Here is an 18,540-nt window from a genome sequence, read left to right as displayed (position 1 = left end):
CTTATCCTCTTTTAGCAGTAACGACTCTCTCTATACCTGCCAGATCTTTGTAAACTTTGATGTCTGCAAAACCTGTTTCTTCCAGAAGCTTTTTAACCTCTTCTGACTGTCCTTCTCCAATTTCAACGGCAAAAAAACCACCCACTTTGAGTTTTTCTCCTGCCTCTTTTATCAGTTCCTTGACCACTTCAAGTCCGTTTTCTCCACCAAACAGTGCAACTGCCGGTTCAAATTTCAAAACTTCCTTTTCCAGTCTCTCATCTCCCACAGGGACGTAAGGAGGATTTGAAACAACTACATCAATCGGGAAATCGAGACCTTTTAGCAGACTTGTTTTGACAAATTTTACACTGTTACATCTTAGTCTTTCTCTATTTTCCTCAGCAACTTTAAGAGCAATAGATGAGATGTCAGTTCCGATGTATTTATGCTTATTACCAAGAAGTTTGCACAATGTGAGAATTATGCAACCGGTTCCAGTTCCAACATCGACTACAGTTTTGTCTCCTTTGTCTTTAAGGAAATCATAGACCACTTCGACGAGGAGCTCCGTCTCAGGCCTTGGAATTAAAACACCTCTCTGGACTTTAAATGTGAAACCAAAAAACTCTTTCTCACCTGTGATGTAGGCGACTGGTTCTCCTTTTGCCCTTCTCTTTATCAGTTGTCTGTAGTTTTCTACCTCTTCTTCTGTTAGAGGTCTTTCAAACTCTGTATAAAGCTTAACTCTGTCTTTAAATCCAAGAGAATGGACAAGGAGTAGCTCAGCATCGAGCCTTGCTGACTTTATTCCTCTCTCTCTGAGAATTTCTGCTGCTCTTCTAATTAGTTTTCCAACAGTCCATTTCATGTCAGGAATTATACACACAGGATAGAACAATTAAACAGACTTCGTGATAGAATAAAGATTCATTATTCAACTATGAAAGAATATCATCAACAAAGAGGTAGAGATGAAAAGGACTCTTTTAGGAAATGAAGCTATAGCATGGGGGTTGCTTTACGCTAAGGTTGATGTTATGGCAGCTTATCCTGGAACTCCAAGTTCGGAAATTTTAGAGACCTATCAGAAACTTGTCAAGCAAATGAATCTTCCAGCCTATGCTGAATGGTCAACTAACGAAAAGGTTGCCTTTGAAACAGCTTATGCTGCTGCGATAACCGGTAAAAGGGCAGCCTGTGGAATGAAAATGGTTGGTCTCAACGTGGCTTCAGATGCCTTAATGAGCAGTGCTTACATAGGAAATAAGGGTGGTTTCCTCATAATCTCTGCAGACGATCCAGGATTTTACAGCTCTCAGACAGAACAGGACTCGAGGTACTTCGCAAAGTTTGCAAGGATTCCTGCACTTGATCCTTCAAGCCCGGAAGATGCTTTCAGGTTGGCGGTTATTGGCGTTAACCTCTCTGAAAAGTTTGAAATTCCTGTTATTCTCAGACCCGTTCTTAGGGTATGTCATGGAAGGCAGATAGTTGATATTCCTGACTTTGAGTTTAAGGGAAGAGAAGGAAAGTTTGAAAGAAATATTGAAAGGTGGACGGCAGTTCCGAGAAATCCGAGATTAAAGCAGGGGTATGAGCTTCTGGAAAAGCTTCAGAGAATTGCACAGTTCAACTACGATGAGTTCTTGAAACCCCAAGTTGAAAAGCTTAGAGGAGGAAAGCTTCTTATTATTGCTTCTGGAACGAGTTACTCCTATGTTCTTGAAGTCCTTGAGGATACAGGATTAAAAGCAGATGTTTTAAAGATTGACATGCCAACTCCTCTTCCTTCAGAAAAGCTAAGTGATTTAATCTCCTCTTACGAAGAGGTTATAGTCTTTGAGGAGACCTATCCTCTTATAGAGGAGCAGATAAAACACCTTGGAAACGTTAGAGGTAAACTTACTGAAGATGTCTTCCAGATAGATGAAGTTACACATGATAGAGTTGCTGATGCTCTTTTAAAGAGGGGACACATAAGTAGAAACATCTACGTTGGAAAAGAATATGAAGGGGAAGTTCCTCCAAGAGTGCCTGCTCTGTGTCCCGGCTGTCCACATAGAACAGTCTTTTACGGAATGAAAAAAGTTTTTGGAAATAAGGCAATTTATCCATCAGATATCGGTTGTTACACTCTCGGTTTGAATCAGAAAGCTGTTGATACGGTTCTCTGTATGGGAGCTTCTGTTGGACTCTCCTGTGGCTTCTCAAAATCTGATACTGAAAAGCCGATAGTTGCAACGATTGGAGACTCTACGTTTCTCCATGCAGGTATTCCACCCCTCATTGATGCTGTCGCTAACAGGCACAAGTTCGTTCTGGTAATTATGGACAATAGTACCGTTGCCATGACTGGTCTTCAGCCAACTCCGGAGAGAATAGGAAATGTCAGCATTCCGAAGATTGTTGAAGGATGTGGAGTAAAACCTTTGATTCTCGATTACGATGGAACCATTAAAACCACAGTTGAATTTTTCAAGAAAGTAAAAGAGACATATGAAAAAGCTAACGGACCTGTTGTTGCCATTGTTAATGAGTTCTGCACTTTTGACAAAGAAAAAGTAAAACTGCCTGGAAAGTTTGCAAAAGTTGATCAGGATAAGTGTACAGGATGTGGACACTGTATAAATGATTTCGGTTGTCCTGCCTTTGAGTGGAACGATGAAGGGAAGGTGGATGTAAATCCTTACTTCTGTGTAGGCTGTGGTGTTTGCCTTTCGGATCTTTGTCCATTTGATGCCTTTGTGGAGGATGAGAGATGAGATATCAGATAGTTCTGACAGGAGTTGGCGGGCAGGGAACAATTTTCTTAGTAAAACTCCTTGCCCAGTGTGCTCTAAATAAAGGTATCAATTTTATAGGAACAGAAACTCACGGTATGGCTCAAAAAGGTGGAACAGTTATCTCATACTTGAAAATTGGGGACTTTAAAGCTCCTCTGGTTGGAAAGGGTCAAGCAGATCTGCTTTTAGGTCTATATCCAACCGAAACTCTAAGATTTCTTCACTATCTGAAACCAGAAGGATACATTGTTACAAATATTGAGGATGATTTCCCAGAAATTAATGGATTTAACGTTTTTACTGTTAAGGCTTCAGAGTTAGCTGTAAAGGGGGAAGTAAATCCAAAATCCCTGAACGTTTTTATTCTTGGCTATGCTTTGAAGGTGATTGAGAATTTTCCTTTTTCAAAGGAAGAAGTTGAGAAAGCAATTGTTGAATTGAATCCAAGGTTTGCAGATGTAAACATTGAAGCTTTAAACAAAGGATATGCTGCAGCTTCAAGTCTTTAATTTCCATAGAGAAATTGGATGTCACTCTGAGCTTGCGGTAGTAGGCGAAGAGTCTCAAAAGAGTTTAATTGAGATTCTTCGCTGTCGCTCAGAATGACGGATAGTTATTGTGGTGCAATACTTTTATGTTTTCTTCTTTGTAAGGGGAGTTAGAGGGGTTTCCTGGTAAGTGGCGAGAGACAAGTGACAAGAGACGAGTAACGAGTATAACCCGTTACTTGTTACCCGTCACCTGTTACTTAGCATACTGGAAATGTGAAATTCTATTTCGGTTTTAGTATTAATTACATATTGAGAGTTATCAGGATTTTGAGATGGGGTGGAGGGTAGTTTATTTAGATGGGAAAGAAGGAAGACCGTTTGTAAAGTGTGATACTTGCAAAGAAATAGGACGAAATGTAATAGAGCCAGCTGTTATATTTGTTCCTATTTGGAAATATAACGAATATGAAGAGAAGAAAAAAGAAGCTGAAAAGCGTTTTGTTGAGTTGAAACGAAGAGAAAGTTTTCTAAGAGATAGTTTCCAGAAAATCTTCAAAGAAGAAACGGATAATTTAGAAAAAATTAAGAAAGTTTGCATTTTCCACTGTGAGAAAGAAAATGAAATATGGATTGAGAACGTAAAGGAGTATAGGGAGTGGAAGGAGAGGAGGGAGAGAGCTCTGAAGGAAGGGAAAGTTTTTAGTAGGGATTTAGAGATAAAGTGGAATGGAGTCTTGTTGAATGAGTTTCAAAAAAAAGTAGATGATTATATTATTAGAAGTGGTATTAGAAGTAGTATAAGTTTATATAATGACTATTCTAGTTTCAATTTCAGAAATTTTATTTTTCCAGATTTTAAGTGGAACATAAAAGTTATTTATGAACATTCTCAAGGATTAGTTGATTTCTCAGGGTCTAAATTCGTAGGTAGGCTCTTTTTTGAAGATATAAATTTTGGTGTTGAAGTTAGCTTTAGGGAAGTAGAGTTTTTAAAAGATGTAGAGTTTAAATCTATTAGCTTTTCCAAAAGAGTTGATTTTTCAGAAGCAAAGTTCCATTCTAGTGTTACCTTTGAAAGGGTAACTTTTGTGGATGGGGCTCTTTTGGTTAAGACTCTTTTAAAGGAAGAAGCGAAATTTTCTGATATTTCTTTTGAAAGAGGTTTGTTTGTGTTATCACCTGTTAATAGTATTTCCTCTCTTATTTTCCATGATTTTAAAATTTTGGAACATAGTAAATTTTATATTTCTAATCTTAGGTTTAAAGAAAAGGAAAATTCAGTGGTAAGTTTAGAAATAAAAAATTCTATTTTGGACGGACTAAAATTTGTAGATTGTGATTTCTCTCATGGAGAAATGGAAATAGAAAATAGCTCCTTAACAGATGTGGAGTTTATAAATATTGACTGGGGAGAAATTTCTGAGAAAAGAATATCTCGTGAGCTGTTTGAAAAATCACCTGAAAAAGCAAGAGATGTTTATAGGCAGTTGAAGCTGGCACTGGATAATCAGAAGGACTATATAAGCGCTAATGAGTTTTATTCCCTTGAAATGAAAGCTTATGAGAAAGTTTTGCGGAGGAGATTATTACCTTTACAGAAGAAGCTTGTTTTTTTAATTCATAAGTTCGCCTCTGATTTTGGTCAGAGCTGGTTAAAACCTCTGGTTTTATTAATTCTGTTAACTGTTGGAGAAATGGGAGTTCAGCTTGATTCTAGTTTCTTTTGTGCTGAGTTTCTTTACTTCCTAAAGTCATATATTCTCATTGCTTTGTTTTTATCACTTTTGTTAATGATATTTGAAGAATGGAAAAATTTTTCTGCTTTTAAGGAGCAATTTTCAGTATTTTTAACTTGGCTCTTGTATGTTTGTTTATGGGGAATAAGTGTAATTTTTGCTTTATCAGGTTTTATAGTTTTCAAGGAGTCTTTACCTTGTTTTTCTTTCAATCCAGAGAGTTGGCAACTTTCTCTCAAGGTGTTCTTAGAGGGGTTTGCACAAACATTAAACATCTTCAACTTTTTCAAAAGCAGTCAAGTGCCAAGCGAAAAGTTCTTGCATACTATCTACTCCATAGTAGTTACTTTCCTTACATACCAGATGATCGTTGCAATCAGAAGGCAGGTTAGAAGATAAAAAAAAGGTGGGCTTAGAGCCCACCCTGTGTTTCTCGTCACTTGTTATCCGTTACTATTCACTTCAAAGACATTGTAACGATTATCTGTAGCATAATTCCCACAAACAGCGTAAGTGCAAAAACTGGCCAGATGAGGGTTTTCAGAAGTTGACTTTCATCTTTTCCTTTAAGTCCAACAAGAGCTGCTGCATTTGTGATCTTTGAAGGAGTGATTGCACTTGCTATTCCTCCGGCTACTGCGTGAGCTCCATAGACAGCCATAAATGCATGAGCTCCAATCGTTGACACGACTGCACCGTACTGGATTTTTGCAAATAGAACGTTTGATGCTGTTTCACTTCCACCGACGAAGGCTCCTAAAAGTCCTAAGAATGGAGCAACTATTGGGTAGAAACTTCCAAAGAGATCAGCAATTGTCCTACCAATGATTAAATCCATGTTCATAGCCTTAAAGTTTGCACCTGGCATGAGTTTGCCGTTGACAATCTCCATTCCAGACCATGCCATTATGAAGGCAACTGCAAAGAAGAGAGAGTACGCGATAAACGGTCCCCAAACCCTCTTTATCCATACATTAAAAGCTCTTGAGAGTTGTTCGCCAGAAGGTTTTAGGATTGGCAGAGAAATAATAACAGCAACTAAAATCCAGAAATAGACGTGTGAAAGGATGTTTAGGTCTATTTTCTTACCGCCAACAATGTGAATAACCTCGATAGATCCAAGGAGATTGGCTAAGAATTTTTTCACAGGTGGATAGTTTGTTACAAGGGAAAAAATAAAGAGAAGAAGCCATGGAGAAATGGCTTTCATGAATGCAGTGTCAATTTTTATCTTTCCTTCACCGTTCTTCCTGTAAAGGAAATATGAAACCACCATTGTGAGGAAACCAGAAATAATTCCTATGACCTCAACAGGAAGAATTCCGATAAAGGCCAAGAAGAGTGCGGTCAATGATAGAACAAGTCCTGCAACTGTAGCTCCAGCCCAGTGTTTCTTTAATGCTTCCCACTTTCCAACAAAGTAGAGCATCATGAATGCAAATCCAACGGAGACAATTGGCAGGAAGATTGTAATGTGTCGAGTAAATGACCAGATGAAGTGTTCAACGTTTTCAATTCCTGGCGGTCTAATCCCAAAAGGTCCCCATGCAACGTGGGCAGGAAGTGTAATTGGAATAGAGAGGAGCGCAAAAGAGGTCAGAGGGTCGTAACAAAGGATTGAAATTGCAACAGCCGCAAGGGGTGTAAACCCAAGAGCAACAAAGACAGGAGGAAAGAGTGCTGGAGTTACAACTCCCAAGGAGGTTGCAAGAGAACCGAATCCCATTCCAATAAACAGAGTTTGCTGAATCTTATCCTTTGTTATGGATAGAATTGTTTTTACTATTTCATCGAGAGCTCCCGCCTCCTTCATTATGAATATCATGAGCATTGTAAATGCAACAGCAAATGTAATTGCAAAAGCCTTAACTATTCCGTAAATGCTTGCACCAATGACAACTGCCATTGGTGTTTTGAAGTAGAGAAAGGCAACTAAAGCTGCTGTTATCCAACCGACAACGGACATAAAGACACCCGAACGGGAGAAGAAGAGCATACCCGCAAGAACGATCAGAATTGGAGTGATTGCCATCAGGAAATCCATCCCATCCTCCCTATTCGTAGAATTTTACAGCCTCTACAAGGTTTTGACCGTTTTCCATCAGTACTTCTATTGCTCTGTCAAATTCTTCGTTTTTCACCTTAAAGAAGAGAATTGCCTTATTTGAAGTTCCTGCATAGGCATAGGTGTATTCAACGTCTATTCCGTTGTCTGCAAGTACCTTAACAACCCTGTAGAATCCTCCAGGTTTATCCTCAACCTCAACAGCAAAAACCTCTGTTTCGTTTGCAGCAAATCCTTCTGAGACAAGTATAGCTTTTGCTTTTTCTGGGTTATCAACTACAAGTCTCAGAATTCCAAATTCTGAAGAGTCTGCAAGAAAAAGAGCTCTTATGTTTATGTCAGCCTCAAGAAGTGCTTTTGTAACGTCAACAAGCCTCCCCCGCCGGTTTTCAAGGAAAACCGAGATCTGCTTAACAGCATACTTTGTTTTCATTTTATCCCCCTACAGGTTTAGTTCTCTTCTGTCAATTATTCTCTTTGCTTTGCCCATGCTTCTTTCAAGGGTCTTCGGCTCAACAAGCTTTACTTTTGCATTTATGAATAGGTTGTTGAGGAGTTCTACCTCTAACTTCTTCTTAAGGTTTTCAAGAGTTCCAACTCCATCTGTCAGCATCCTTTCATCAACTTCAACCCAGACTTCGAGTTTGTCCAGAACTCCTTTCTTGTCAACAACAATTACATAGTTTGGTGTTACACCTTCAACTTTTGTTATCACATGCTCAACTTGAGATGGGAAGACGTTTACGCCGTTAACAATTAGCATATCGTCTGCCCTTCCCTTTATGCCCTCTATCCAGACTAAGGTTCTTCCGCACTTACAGGGTTCTCTATGAATGACTGTAATGTCCTTTGTTCTGTAGCGAATCATTGGAAGAGCCTGTTTGGTAAGTGTTGTAATCACAAGTTCTCCTTCCTCTCCATCAGGAAGAACTTCTCCAGTTTCCGGGTCTATGATTTCTGGAATGAAGTGATCCTCAAATACATGAAGAGAACCATGTTCGCATGTTGCAGCAACTCCGGGACCAATTATCTCTGAAAGTCCATAAGCTTCAACGTATTGAATGCCCCAGCTTTCCGCTACTGCCTTTTTGAGTCCTGGAGATGCAGGTTCTGCACCGAAAAATCCTGCCCTAAGCTTAAAGTCCTTCTGGATGTCATATCCTTCTTCCTTAGCTACTTCTGAAAGATGGAGTGCAAACGACGGTGTACAGCAGAGAATTGTTGCTCCAAAATCTTTCATTAGCATCAACTGTCTCTTTGTAAATCCTCCACTTGCAGGAACAACTGAAGCTCCCAAAGCCTCTGCACCGTAGTGAAATCCAAGTCCTCCTGTAAAGAGTCCATAACCATAAGCGTTGTGAACGACATCTTTTTCGTTTACATCTGCCATGAGAAATGTTCTGACCATTACCTCTGTCCATACCTTCAAATCGTGTTCTGTATAACCGACAACAGTTGGTTTTCCTGTTGTTCCGGATGAGGAGTGGATTCTGACAACCTGTTCAAGAGGAACTGCGAAAAGACCGAATGGATAGTGATCCCTTAAATCTTGTTTTGTTGTAAAGGGGAGCCGTTTCAGATCATCAAGACTCTTAATATCTGAGGGTTTTACACCGGCTTCTTCAAATTTCCTTCTGTAGAAAGGAACCAAATGATAAACCCTTTCTACAGTTTCTTTAAGTCTTTTTAGCTGAAGTGCTCGGAGTTCCTCTTTTGGGATGTAATCCTTCTTTTTTAAGGTCATTCCCTACCTCCTCAATTTTTAAAGAAGTAGGAATATTTTATACAATAATTCGAAATTTATTGAAGGAGTTGTGAGGGGAGATATGTTTCAGAGAAGACTTGAAACGCTGGACAGGGAGTTGATTGAAAAGATCCAGCTTGATAGGCTCAAGAAAACCGTAAGAAGGATAAAAGAGAAAAACAAAAAGTACTGGGAAAAGATAGGGAGTCCTGAGCCTGAAGATATAAAAAGCCTCGAAGACCTCAAGAAACTCCCTTTTCTGACGAAGGAAGATTTAAGACAGAACTATCCTTTTGGTCTTGCCTGTGGAGAGCAGTGTGAGTTTGTAAGGTTTCACATGTCCTCTGGAACTACAGGAACTCCTGTAGTTAACCCATATACTCCTGCTGATGTTGAGCAGTGGGGAGAAATAATGGCAAGATGTCTCTCTGCTGCTGGTCTTACCTATAAAGATGTTCTTCAGATTACTCCATCTTTTGGACTTTTTAACGGCGGATTCGGTTTTCACTATGGAGCAGAGAAGATCGGTTGTTTTGTTGTTCCAATAGGTCCCGGAAGAACACTTCTTCAGTTGAAATTTTTGAAAGATTTTAAAACCACTGCCATTGTTGGAATAGCCTCCTATCCTCTAAGGCTTATTGAAGTTGCAAAGGAAGAAGGTTTTGACTTTAAAGAGACCAGTTTGAGAATTGGTATTTTCGGTGCAGAGGTCTGGAGCGAGGAGATGCGCCGATACATTGAAAGGGAGATGGGGATTGAGAGCTTTGATATTATAGGAATGACAGAGACTGGGGGAGTTGGACTCGGAATAGACTGTAAAGCCCATAACGGTATTCACGTCTGGGAAGACCACTACATTGTTGAGATAGTGGACCCTGAAACAGGGGAAGTTCTGCCAGATGGTGAAGAGGGAGAGCTGGTTATTACGACTCTAACCCGTGAAGGATTGCCACTCATTAGGTATAGAACAAGGGATATAACAAAGGTTATTTCAAGAGAAAGATGCGATTGCGGAAGAACACATTTGAGGCTTGCAAGAATAAAAGGAAGAACTGATGATATGCTGAAAGTCAAAGGTGTCTGCTTCTACCCGAGGCAGATAGAAGAAGTGATAATGAAGTACCCGGAAGTTCTCCCTAACTATCAAATAATAATTGGTAAAGTTGAAGGGAAAGATGTGGTTGAAGTTGTTATTGAAGCAGATAGACAGGATCAGTATCTAAAAGAGAGAATAGAAGAGGAGATTTACAGTCTCTTAGGACTTCATATTGAAGTTACCCTTAAAAGAAAAGGAGAAATACCCAGAAACGAAGGGAAGGCTGTAAGAGTTAAAAAGTTCACTTAGGAGGAGGGCTATGAGAAGAGCACTGCTGCTTGGAACCGTCTTTGTTCTTTCATCAAGTCTGCCTTCCTTAGCTGCAAGCGACTATGAAGTTCAGCAGCTAAGGGAAATGATTGAACAGATGAGGAGTGAACTCCAGCAAGTCAAGGAAGAGAACAGGAAACTAAGAGAGGAAATCCGATCCATCAAAGGTAGAGCAACTTTTCTTAAAACTGCCGGAGCTCCATCTTTTAAAAGTAAGTCTGGAAAAAGTGTAGATTTCTACGGCTACTTCAAGATTGATGCGGCCTATTCTGACTCTAAGGCCGTAGGAAACGATTACATACTCTTTGTATATCCGGAACATGTTAAAGGAGGATTAGCAGATAAATTACCTTTCTTGAAAAACAGCAACGATAATGACTTTAACTTAAACTTTAAACACAGCAGGTTTGGTTTTGATATTAAGACAAGAGAAAATGGCTACGATATTCTGGGTAAGTTTGAATTTGACCTCTACAGAACTGACACGAACGACTGGGAAAACAACGACCCAAACAAGCAGGTAGTAAGGGTTAGAAGAGCGTTTGTTGAGCTGAAAGGTGACAGCTGGTCACTCCTTGCAGGACAGGAGTGGATGCTTCTTACCCAGCTCTATCCACACCTTTCAAACTTCCCATCTGGTGCTTTGATGGGTAATATTGGTTATCGTGTTCCTCAGATTAGGTTGACTAAGTGGTTCGAAACAGAATCTGGGAAATTAACTATTCAGACAGCTCTTGATAAAGAATTTGGAGAAACGGATACTCCATGGTTTGATACAGGTTCAGATTCTGGCCTTCCAGATCTTCAAGGTAGAATTGTTTACGATACAAATCTCAGCGGTCTAAAACTTCACCTTGGAGTAATTGGCCATGTTGGAAAGGAGCAGGTTGATTTAGCCGACGGAGGTAACAAAAATCTTGATTCCTACTCTTACGGTTTTGAGTACAGATTTGGTTATGGAAGATTTGAGCTTTCTGGAAAACTTTGGAAAGGTAGAAACCTTGATAAATGGTATACAGGTGGTGTAGGACAAGGCGTTCTGTTTGTATATGCAGGGAATAAGTTTGACACCAAGTTTGATACAGCTAAGTACGGTTATCCTATAGATGCAAAAGAAATAGATGCCCAGGGTGGTTGGATAGAACTAACTACAAAAGTATCACCTAAGCTCATCTGGAGAATAGGTGCTGGTATTGATGATCCCGATAATGATGACCTCAAATACAATGGAAATTATACGGTAATGGCAAGACTTAAAAACACAATGTACTATACAAATGTCTTTTATAAACTAACCCCTTCAATTGGTTTAATGGGCGAATATTTGAGAGTCGAAACAGAGTACCCAGATACGGATTATATAGGTACTAGTTACGGTGACGGCACAGTCAACCGCTTCCAGGGAAGCATTCTCTACTTCTTCTAATTTGATCATCCTGAATCCCCCCTGTAAAATTCCTCCCTTTCTAGAGGAGCAGGGGGGATTTTTATTATTGATATTCTGTCATAAATTTGCTTTATTTTTCTTTGCCACTTGTTACCTGTCACTCGTTACTTAATTACTTTGTCTTCTCGGGGCGGTTTATGAAATTAATTTTTCTCGAGGAAGTAGATTCAACAAACGAATATCTTAAACGTGTTGATTTTTGCCACGGACTCTGTGTGGTTGCTAAGAAGCAAACAGGCGGAAAGGGGAGAAGAGGAAAGAAATGGATTTCTGAGGAAGGGAAGGGACTTTATGTCTCTTTTATGTTTTCTCCGATAAATCCAAGAATAGCTTCCCTTTCAAGCCTTGCCTTTGGTGTTGCAGTTCTTAATACCTTAAAAGCTTTAGATAACAGGTTTTATCTGAAGTGGCCTAACGATATTTATGTAAATGGAAGAAAAGTTTCTGGAATTCTTCCAGAGCTCCTGTCAGACCGCCTGATTGCTGGAATAGGGATAAACCTGGGCTACTCTGAAGAAGAACTTTTATCTCTTGAGGTTCCTGCAACTTCTCTGCTGGTTGAAGGGATTTCTTTTGACAGAGAGAAACTTCTTGAAAAACTTATTTTTGAAGTAAATAGGTACTACAATAAACTATCAAAAGGAATGTTTGACGTAAAAGAATTTGAAAAGAGCTGTCCTTTAATTGGCAAAAGAGTTACTGTTATCGAAGGAAACAGACGTTATACAGGAAGAGCTCTTGGTATAGATATGGACGGTTGTCTTGTTGTCGAATCTGAGATGGATGGAAAAATAAAAAGGCTGTTTTCGGCCGATGTAAGTGTGAGGTTTTAGAATGGAAGGAACTATAGAGTTTCCAACTTACAGGGATTTGATGAAGGATAAGAAAATCCTCTACTACATTAGCAGATCTGACTATTTTCTAAAAGAAATGGGTTATACAGATCATGGAATCAAGCACGCTGGCTGGGTTGCTGAAAAGGCAAGGTTTGTTCTCCTTGAAACCGTTGGTGATCGGAGAAAAGCTGAGTTAGCAGGGATAGCTGGACTTCTTCACGATATTGGCCACGTCATATCCCGTCACGACCATGCTCAAAACGGTGCTATCATTGCCTATAGCCTTCTCAAGGAAAAGGGATTTTTTGACGATGACCTGACAGAAATTACCTATGCAATAGGAAACCATGAAGAAGAAACCGGCATTCCGGCAACAGAAGTTGCATCTGCTCTTGTGATTGCCGATAAATCTCACGTCCACAGAAGCCGGGTAAGGGATGAAAGGAATATTTTTCGGGATATTCACGATCGAGTTAACTACGCGGTTCTTGATGCTGATTTAGAAGTTGAAAAAGAAAATCGTATAATACGCCTTGTTTTGGAAGTAGATACAGAGATTTCGGATTTACTTGACTACTTTAGTATCTTTCAGCCCAGAATGGAGATGTGCCGTAGGGCTACAGAGAGACTGGGATTTAAGTTCAGACTGAGGATAAACGATACAGACCTTTAGGAGAGGAGGATGAAAAGTTTAAAACTTCGAATAGCTATTGTTTTACTGGTTCTTTTAGGTTCACTCTATGTTATCCTCACAAAGCCTGTAACGCTTGGACTTGACCTTCAGGGGGGAACTCACCTTGTTCTTCAGATAGATGTAGAAAAGGCAATGGAAGATGAAGTTTCTGCCGCTTTAAGGGAGATAAAAAACAGACTTCAAAATGAAGATATACCAATATTAAATGCAAAAAGAGATGGGAAGAAAATAGAGATAGTTCTGCTGGAAAAGGATAATCTTTCAAAAGCTCTGGAATTAATTAAAGAAGACTACGGAGATATGTTTGACATAAAAGCAGAAGATGGCAAAGTAGTTCTTGATTTAAAACCTTCTTATGTATCAAAAGAGATAGATAAACTTGCAGAGCAGGCACTTGAGACAATAAGAAACAGGATAGATGAACTTGGAGTTGCAGAGCCTGTAATAGTTAGAAACGGAAAAGACAGGATAATTGTGGAGCTCCCTGGTATTAAAGATCCTGAAAGGGCAAAGAAAGTAATTGGAAAAGTTGCAAAGCTCGAATTTAAAGAAGTTGTTGACACAGCTCAGACTCCAGATGAACTCATAACAAAACTTGGAGGAACAATTCCTCCCAGAGAGACAGTTTCTGTTGAACCATCACCATCTGGTCCAAAGTTCTACGTTGTAAAGAATGGCGAAAAAGAAGAGCTGAAAGTTGCCTCCTTTGAAGATCTTGTTAAGAAGTTTGGTGGATCTGTTCCAGAGGATCAACAGATTCTGATTCAGGAGATAAAAAACAAGAGCGGAAAGGTTGTGGGCTATCAATTTTTCATCTTGAAGAAAGAGCCAATTCTTACTGGTGCTTACCTTAAAGATGCCTATCCAAGTATGGATGAGTACGGAATGCCGGCTGTAAGTTTTGAGTTAAACTCTGAAGGAGCAAGAATTTTCAAAGAGTACACATCAAAACACATAGGAACAAGACTTGCTATTGTTCTTGATAACAAAGTTCAGTCTGCTCCGGTAATAAGATCTACGATTGGAGGAAGGGGACAAATTACAGGTCAGTTTACCTATCAGGAAGCCAAGGATCTGTCAATTGTTCTCAGAGCTGGAGCTCTTCCTGCTCCCGTTAAGATAATTGAAGAGACAACTGTTGGACCATCTCTTGGTAAAGAGTCCATTGAGAAGGGTGTAAAGGCAGGAATTGCAGGTCTTATCCTTGTTATGGTTTTCATGGTTGTTTATTACAAGCTTTCTGGTGTGATTGCAGACCTTGCCCTTTTAATGAACGTTGCTGTTCTCTGGGCAGCACTTGCACTCCTTGGAGCAACACTTACCCTTCCTGGAATAGCAGGTTTCATCCTCACAATCGGTATGGCAGTTGATGCCAACGTCATCATCTTTGAGAGGATAAGGGAAGAACTTAAAAAAGGAAGAAACCTTTATTCTGCAGTAGAAGCTGGATTTTCAAGGGCGTGGGGAACGATCATTGACGCCAACGTAACAACTCTTATTGCTGCTGCCGTCCTCTTCCAATTTGGAACAGGACCTATTAAAGGATTTGCTGTAACCCTGTCTCTCGGTATCCTCTCAAGCATGTTTACTGCAGTTTTTGTCACAAAAGTTCTCCTTGACATAATCGTTAAGTACAAACCAAGAATATTCAGCATTTAAGGAGCCGTTGATGGAAAGGAAGTTTGATTTTATAGGTAAGAGACATATCGCCTACCTTGTATCTTTTCTTCTTCTTATAGCAGGTTCCTGGTTCTACGGAGTTTTTGTAAAAGGACCAAAGTTTGGAATTGACTTTACCGGTGGAGTTCTTGTTCAGGTTAAGATAGAAGATAAGAACGTCAATACAGAGACTTTAAGGCAATTGTTTAAGGGAAAAGTTGATGGAGTAACAGTTCAGAACATAGAGACTGCTGATGAGTTTCTTATAAAAGCTCCTGTAAAAGGGGATCCTAATGAGATTGTGGATACTGTTACAGAAGTTGTAAAGAAAACTTTTAACGGGAAAGCAGAGATAAGAAGAGTTGAGATGATTGGTCCTACTGTTGGAAAGGAACTGAGAGAAAAGGGAATAATGGCTCTTATTTACGCATTGATTGGAATTCTCATATACGTTGCCTGGAGATTTGAACCGATATTTGCCTTTGGAGCCATCTTAGCCCTTGTTCATGACACCCTTGCAACAACTGGAATCTTCATGGCTGTTGGCAGGGAGTTTAGCCTTCCTGTTATAGCAGCTCTCCTGACAGTTATTGGTTACTCCATAAACGATACAATCGTTGTTTATGATAGGATAAGGGAAAACATGAAAGTTCTTCTTCGAAGCAAACCTTTTGAGGAAATAGTAAACGAGAGCATTAACCAAACCCTCTCCAGAACGGTGATTACTTCAATGACAACCTTCTTCGTCGTTCTTTGTCTCTATCTTTTTGGTGGAGGGGTAATAAACGACTTTGCATTTGTTCTTTTAGTTGGAATTATCGTCGGAACCTACTCTTCAATTTTCATAGCAAGTGCTGTTGTTGTTGACTGGTATAAGCACGTTAAAAAGGTGAAATGAAGATAAAGATAGTTCACCGTTATCTCTTGCTTGAGATTCTCAGGGTTTTCTTTCTTACCTTAGGGCTCTTCATTTTTGTTATTTTGATGGACAGGGCATCCTCAATTGCAGAAACTGTCCTTGGTCAGGGAGTCTCTATTCTGGATTTTCTTTCCGTTCTTGTCAAGGGAATTCCAGCCTTTCTTGGAATAACAATTCCCATGTCCTTTATCCTTTCCGTTTTGATTGTTTTTATTCAGCTTGGAAACAATAATGAGCTTGTTGCGTTAAAATCCTGTGGAGTTAGTACAAAAGAGCTATCAAAACCTGTCATTTTCTTAGGAGTTGTTTTTTCTCTTTTCTCTTTTTACTCCCTTATGTTCCTGATGCCAAAGAGTAATGTTGCAATGAAGAAGGAGATTGAGGAACTTGTAAGAAAGAAGATTACAATGAGCATATCACCAAAGAATTTCAGTTCCAATTTTCCGGGAGTTACATTTTACGTGGAAAAGATCTATCCAGAAAAAGGGTATCTTGAGAACTTTATGGTTTCTCTTGTAAAAAAGGATGAGCTCATAACAATCTTTGCAAAAAAAGGAATTTTGAGAACTGAAAAAGATACTGTTTTTCTCGATATTCAGGATGGAAGTGGAGAGTTTCTCAACTGGAAAAAACCAGAAGAGTTTAAAATCTTGGACTTTAAGAACTATACAGTCAAACTCTACAGATTTACGGAAAAGGAAAGATTTGAGGCAACAAAATATAAAACTCTTCCAAAACTACTTTCTTCTGACAACATTGAGGCAAAGGTAGATCTCTTCAAAAGAGCAGGACTCTCCCTTGCACCTTTAGTTGTTGGAATTTTAGCTTTTTCTATTGCAGTTATCATCCCAAGAGGTTCAATAGGACTTGGAGTCCTTATCAGCCTACTAATAATTGTCATCTACTACATACTCTACACACTTACGAAGAAAATTGCTTTTAAAACAGGAATTGTTTTACTTCCTTTAGTACCAGATCTGTTTTTCCTCATTCCTGGATTATTCCTCTACGTTCAGGCAATAAAAGAGAAAATGGAGTTGAGAGTTGGTGGAAGATGGTAAAAATACTTGATAGATACGTTTTTTTTGAGATAGCAAAATATTTCTTCCTTTCTCTATCTACGTTTATCGTTCTCTTCATCGTTATAGACTTTGTTAGTAATATAGACTCTTTCCTGAAATCGGGAATTACAGATGGTCTTCTTTACGTTATCTACCGAATTCCCCTTTACATGGTTAGAGTTATTCCAGTTGCGACCCTCATTGCTACTATGGTGACCCTTGCGAATTTTTCTTCTTCCAGTGAACTGACAGTAGTCAAATCCCTTGGAATTAGCCTTTACAGGTTTTCACTTCCTATACTCTTTTTCGCCCTTCTCTCTTCAATGGTCTCTTGTTTGATAAGTGAGCTGGTCATTCCCCAGTCAATTCCCTTAGCAAAGGAGATTCAGTACAAGGTTAAGAAGAAAAAAAATCTCCACATTTCGGGAAACTCTGTCTGGTTTAAAAGGGATAGTGATCTTTTTGTGTTTATGGAGCAAATTGATCCCAAAACTTTTGAGGCTAAGAGAATCTCGATTTTTTTCCTTGGAAAGGAGTTTTCTCCCGTCAAGAGAATTGATGCTTTTTATGGAGTTAACATCAAAGATGGTATCTGGAAGTTGAAGGACTGTTTTGAGAGGGATTTACTCAACTTAAAAGTTAAAAGTTACCCTGAAAAGGAAATTGATCTTGGAATTGGAAAAAGGGATCTTGTCCTTACCCGTATTGAGCCAGAGATAATGAGCTCTATTTCCCTCTACAGAGTTATTAGACAGCTTGAAAAGGTTGGATACGACGTTCGAAGTTATCTTGTAGATCTATACTCAAAGTTTGCCATCTCATTTCTTCCTCTTGTAGTTGCTGTAATAGGAATCCCCTTAGGAGTTTTTAATCCAAGAAATAGAAAAGGCTATACTCTTGTAATTGCTGCTGCTCTTATAGTTCTCATGTGGATAACCATCTCTTTCTTTACAAGCCTTGGAAAGAGTGGGCTACTTCCACCTCTTTATGCTGCCTTTGCTCCGGAGTTTATGTTTCTCTCGGTTGGACTTATACTGCTTTCGAGGATGGAGACTTGAAATTTGATTTCAGAAAAGCAAGAAAGGCTCAGGAAATATTGAGAAAGAAGCTTACTTTCGAGCCTTTAAGAAAAGTAAGACTTGTTGCTGGTTGCGATCTCACTTTTTTAAATCCTTACAAAACCCCAACCACAGGAATAGGAGCATTTGTTGTTCTTTCTTATCCTTCCCTTGAAGTTGTTGAATATACCCATGAGATTTTAGAGATTAAAGTATCTTATGTTCCGGGTTTTTTGGCTTTCAGAGAGATTTCACTGCTCTCCAAAACTTTTAGAAAACTCAAAAACAAACCTGACCTTGTTATTGTTGATGGTCATGGAATTGCCCATCCCAGAAGACTCGGAATAGCGGCTCACTTTGGAATAGTTGAGAAAGTTCCTACCATTGGCTGCGCAAAGAAACCCCTCTACGGAGTTTTTAAAGAACCGTGTGAGCAAAAAGGATGTTATGAGCCAATTCTTGATCCAAAGACAGAAGAGGTTTTGGGATACGTTTTGAGAACTAAGGATAATGTTAAGCCTGTTTACATTTCACCCGGCAACCTTGTAACTATAGAAGATACACTCTCCTTTATGAGGAGCCTTGAAGGGAAGTACAGAATTCCAGAACCTACAAGGTTAGCTCACAACTACCTCCAGAAGGTAAGAAAGGAGCTGTTAGGTCGTATAAGAAATCCCAGATCTTAATAGAAAAAACATG

Annotated in this window: 16 protein-coding genes; 12 read left to right on the top strand and 4 right to left on the bottom strand. The window is 39.3% G+C overall.

The window, feature by feature from the left end:
- Position 1: 1 nt before the first annotated feature.
- Positions 2-880 (bottom strand): peptide chain release factor N(5)-glutamine methyltransferase, encoded by an 879-nt coding sequence (prmC, locus tag ACYQ3A_RS09965; RefSeq protein WP_459897145.1) that lies wholly within the window; start codon positions 878-880, stop codon positions 2-4.
- 73 nt (positions 881-953) lie between these two features.
- Between prmC and ACYQ3A_RS09960 the strand changes: the two genes are divergently transcribed.
- The 3 genes from ACYQ3A_RS09960 to ACYQ3A_RS09950 all read left to right on the top strand — a co-directional run bounded on the left by ACYQ3A_RS09960 (position 954) and on the right by ACYQ3A_RS09950 (position 5,391).
- Positions 954-2,744 (top strand): thiamine pyrophosphate-dependent enzyme, encoded by a 1,791-nt coding sequence (locus tag ACYQ3A_RS09960; protein ID WP_459897144.1) that lies wholly within the window; start codon positions 954-956, stop codon positions 2,742-2,744.
- Positions 2,741-3,274, top strand: coding sequence for an indolepyruvate oxidoreductase subunit beta (locus tag ACYQ3A_RS09955; RefSeq protein ID WP_459897143.1), 534 nt, complete (start codon positions 2,741-2,743; stop codon positions 3,272-3,274). Before ACYQ3A_RS09960 ends, ACYQ3A_RS09955 begins: the two co-directional genes overlap by 4 nt.
- A 314-nt stretch (positions 3,275-3,588) precedes the next feature.
- Positions 3,589-5,391 (top strand): hypothetical protein, encoded by a 1,803-nt coding sequence (locus ACYQ3A_RS09950; RefSeq protein WP_459897142.1) that lies wholly within the window; start codon positions 3,589-3,591, stop codon positions 5,389-5,391.
- A gap of 58 nt (positions 5,392-5,449) precedes the next feature.
- Here ACYQ3A_RS09950 and ACYQ3A_RS09945 read toward each other — a convergent pair whose 3' ends face one another.
- From ACYQ3A_RS09945 to ACYQ3A_RS09935, 3 genes are read right to left on the bottom strand one after another with little or no spacing between them, the layout of a single operon-like run.
- Positions 5,450-7,036, bottom strand: a complete 1,587-nt coding sequence (locus tag ACYQ3A_RS09945) for an L-lactate permease (protein WP_459897140.1) — start codon at positions 7,034-7,036, stop codon at positions 5,450-5,452.
- 10 nt (positions 7,037-7,046) lie between these two features.
- A complete protein-coding gene (locus ACYQ3A_RS09940; protein ID WP_459897139.1) occupies positions 7,047-7,490 on the bottom strand; it encodes an acetolactate synthase in 444 nt (147 codons plus the stop codon).
- A gap of 9 nt (positions 7,491-7,499) precedes the next feature.
- The gene (locus ACYQ3A_RS09935; protein WP_459897138.1) at positions 7,500-8,801 is read right to left on the bottom strand and encodes a phenylacetate--CoA ligase family protein; all 1,302 of its coding nucleotides are present in this window, start codon (positions 8,799-8,801) and stop codon (positions 7,500-7,502) included.
- An 82-nt stretch (positions 8,802-8,883) separates the two neighbouring features.
- Here ACYQ3A_RS09935 and ACYQ3A_RS09930 point away from each other — a divergent pair, with 82 nt between their 5' ends.
- The 9 genes from ACYQ3A_RS09930 to ACYQ3A_RS09890 all read left to right on the top strand — a co-directional run bounded on the left by ACYQ3A_RS09930 (position 8,884) and on the right by ACYQ3A_RS09890 (position 18,527).
- On the top strand, positions 8,884-10,146 hold the full coding sequence (locus ACYQ3A_RS09930) for a phenylacetate--CoA ligase family protein (RefSeq protein ID WP_459897136.1): 1,263 nt from the start codon (positions 8,884-8,886) through the stop codon (positions 10,144-10,146).
- 10 nt (positions 10,147-10,156) lie between these two features.
- Positions 10,157-11,593 (top strand): hypothetical protein, encoded by a 1,437-nt coding sequence (locus tag ACYQ3A_RS09925; protein WP_459897135.1) that lies wholly within the window; start codon positions 10,157-10,159, stop codon positions 11,591-11,593.
- 158 nt (positions 11,594-11,751) lie between these two features.
- Positions 11,752-12,447 carry a biotin--[acetyl-CoA-carboxylase] ligase gene (locus ACYQ3A_RS09920; RefSeq protein ID WP_459897133.1) on the top strand — a complete coding sequence of 232 codons (696 nt, stop codon included), beginning with the start codon at positions 11,752-11,754 and terminating at the stop codon, positions 12,445-12,447.
- A 1-nt stretch (position 12,448) separates the two neighbouring features.
- Positions 12,449-13,123 carry an HD domain-containing protein gene (locus ACYQ3A_RS09915; protein ID WP_459897132.1) on the top strand — a complete coding sequence of 225 codons (675 nt, stop codon included), beginning with the start codon at positions 12,449-12,451 and terminating at the stop codon, positions 13,121-13,123.
- 9 nt (positions 13,124-13,132) lie between these two features.
- Positions 13,133-14,803 carry a protein translocase subunit SecD gene (gene secD, locus ACYQ3A_RS09910; RefSeq protein ID WP_459897131.1) on the top strand — a complete coding sequence of 557 codons (1,671 nt, stop codon included), beginning with the start codon at positions 13,133-13,135 and terminating at the stop codon, positions 14,801-14,803.
- A 10-nt stretch (positions 14,804-14,813) separates the two neighbouring features.
- Positions 14,814-15,701 carry a protein translocase subunit SecF gene (gene secF, locus ACYQ3A_RS09905; protein ID WP_459897130.1) on the top strand — a complete coding sequence of 296 codons (888 nt, stop codon included), beginning with the start codon at positions 14,814-14,816 and terminating at the stop codon, positions 15,699-15,701.
- Positions 15,698-16,783: an LptF/LptG family permease gene (locus ACYQ3A_RS09900; protein ID WP_459897128.1), complete on the top strand. Its 1,086-nt coding sequence runs from the start codon at positions 15,698-15,700 to the stop codon at positions 16,781-16,783. The genes secF and ACYQ3A_RS09900 overlap by 4 nt, the downstream gene beginning before the upstream one ends.
- Entirely contained in the window at positions 16,777-17,841 is a 1,065-nt protein-coding gene (locus tag ACYQ3A_RS09895) for an LptF/LptG family permease (RefSeq protein WP_459897127.1), read from the top strand. The genes ACYQ3A_RS09900 and ACYQ3A_RS09895 overlap by 7 nt, the downstream gene beginning before the upstream one ends.
- Positions 17,838-18,527, top strand: a complete 690-nt coding sequence (locus ACYQ3A_RS09890) for an endonuclease V (protein ID WP_459897125.1) — start codon at positions 17,838-17,840, stop codon at positions 18,525-18,527. The genes ACYQ3A_RS09895 and ACYQ3A_RS09890 overlap by 4 nt, the downstream gene beginning before the upstream one ends.
- Positions 18,528-18,540: the final 13 nt, after the last annotated feature.

It is taken from the genome of Desulfurobacterium crinifex (assembly GCF_054656775.1).
Note: the sequence above shows the minus strand (reverse complement) of the source record. Positions and strands in the feature narration are given on the sequence as shown.

Excerpts from the sequence above, each read along its gene's own strand:
- ACYQ3A_RS09960 (WP_459897144.1), top strand. The coding sequence starts at position 954 with ATGAAAAGGACTCTTTTAGGAAATGAAGCTATAGCATGGGGGTTGCTT.
- ACYQ3A_RS09955 (WP_459897143.1), top strand. The coding sequence starts at position 2,741 with ATGAGATATCAGATAGTTCTGACAGGAGTTGGCGGGCAGGGAACAATT.
- ACYQ3A_RS09950 (WP_459897142.1), top strand. The coding sequence starts at position 3,589 with ATGGGGTGGAGGGTAGTTTATTTAGATGGGAAAGAAGGAAGACCGTTT.
- ACYQ3A_RS09945 (WP_459897140.1), bottom strand. The coding sequence starts at position 7,036 with ATGGATTTCCTGATGGCAATCACTCCAATTCTGATCGTTCTTGCGGGT.
- ACYQ3A_RS09940 (WP_459897139.1), bottom strand. The coding sequence starts at position 7,490 with ATGAAAACAAAGTATGCTGTTAAGCAGATCTCGGTTTTCCTTGAAAAC.
- ACYQ3A_RS09935 (WP_459897138.1), bottom strand. The coding sequence starts at position 8,801 with ATGACCTTAAAAAAGAAGGATTACATCCCAAAAGAGGAACTCCGAGCA.
- ACYQ3A_RS09930 (WP_459897136.1), top strand. The coding sequence starts at position 8,884 with ATGTTTCAGAGAAGACTTGAAACGCTGGACAGGGAGTTGATTGAAAAG.
- ACYQ3A_RS09925 (WP_459897135.1), top strand. The coding sequence starts at position 10,157 with ATGAGAAGAGCACTGCTGCTTGGAACCGTCTTTGTTCTTTCATCAAGT.
- ACYQ3A_RS09920 (WP_459897133.1), top strand. The coding sequence starts at position 11,752 with ATGAAATTAATTTTTCTCGAGGAAGTAGATTCAACAAACGAATATCTT.
- ACYQ3A_RS09915 (WP_459897132.1), top strand. The coding sequence starts at position 12,449 with ATGGAAGGAACTATAGAGTTTCCAACTTACAGGGATTTGATGAAGGAT.
- secD (WP_459897131.1), top strand. The coding sequence starts at position 13,133 with ATGAAAAGTTTAAAACTTCGAATAGCTATTGTTTTACTGGTTCTTTTA.
- secF (WP_459897130.1), top strand. The coding sequence starts at position 14,814 with ATGGAAAGGAAGTTTGATTTTATAGGTAAGAGACATATCGCCTACCTT.
- ACYQ3A_RS09900 (WP_459897128.1), top strand. The coding sequence starts at position 15,698 with ATGAAGATAAAGATAGTTCACCGTTATCTCTTGCTTGAGATTCTCAGG.
- ACYQ3A_RS09895 (WP_459897127.1), top strand. The coding sequence starts at position 16,777 with ATGGTAAAAATACTTGATAGATACGTTTTTTTTGAGATAGCAAAATAT.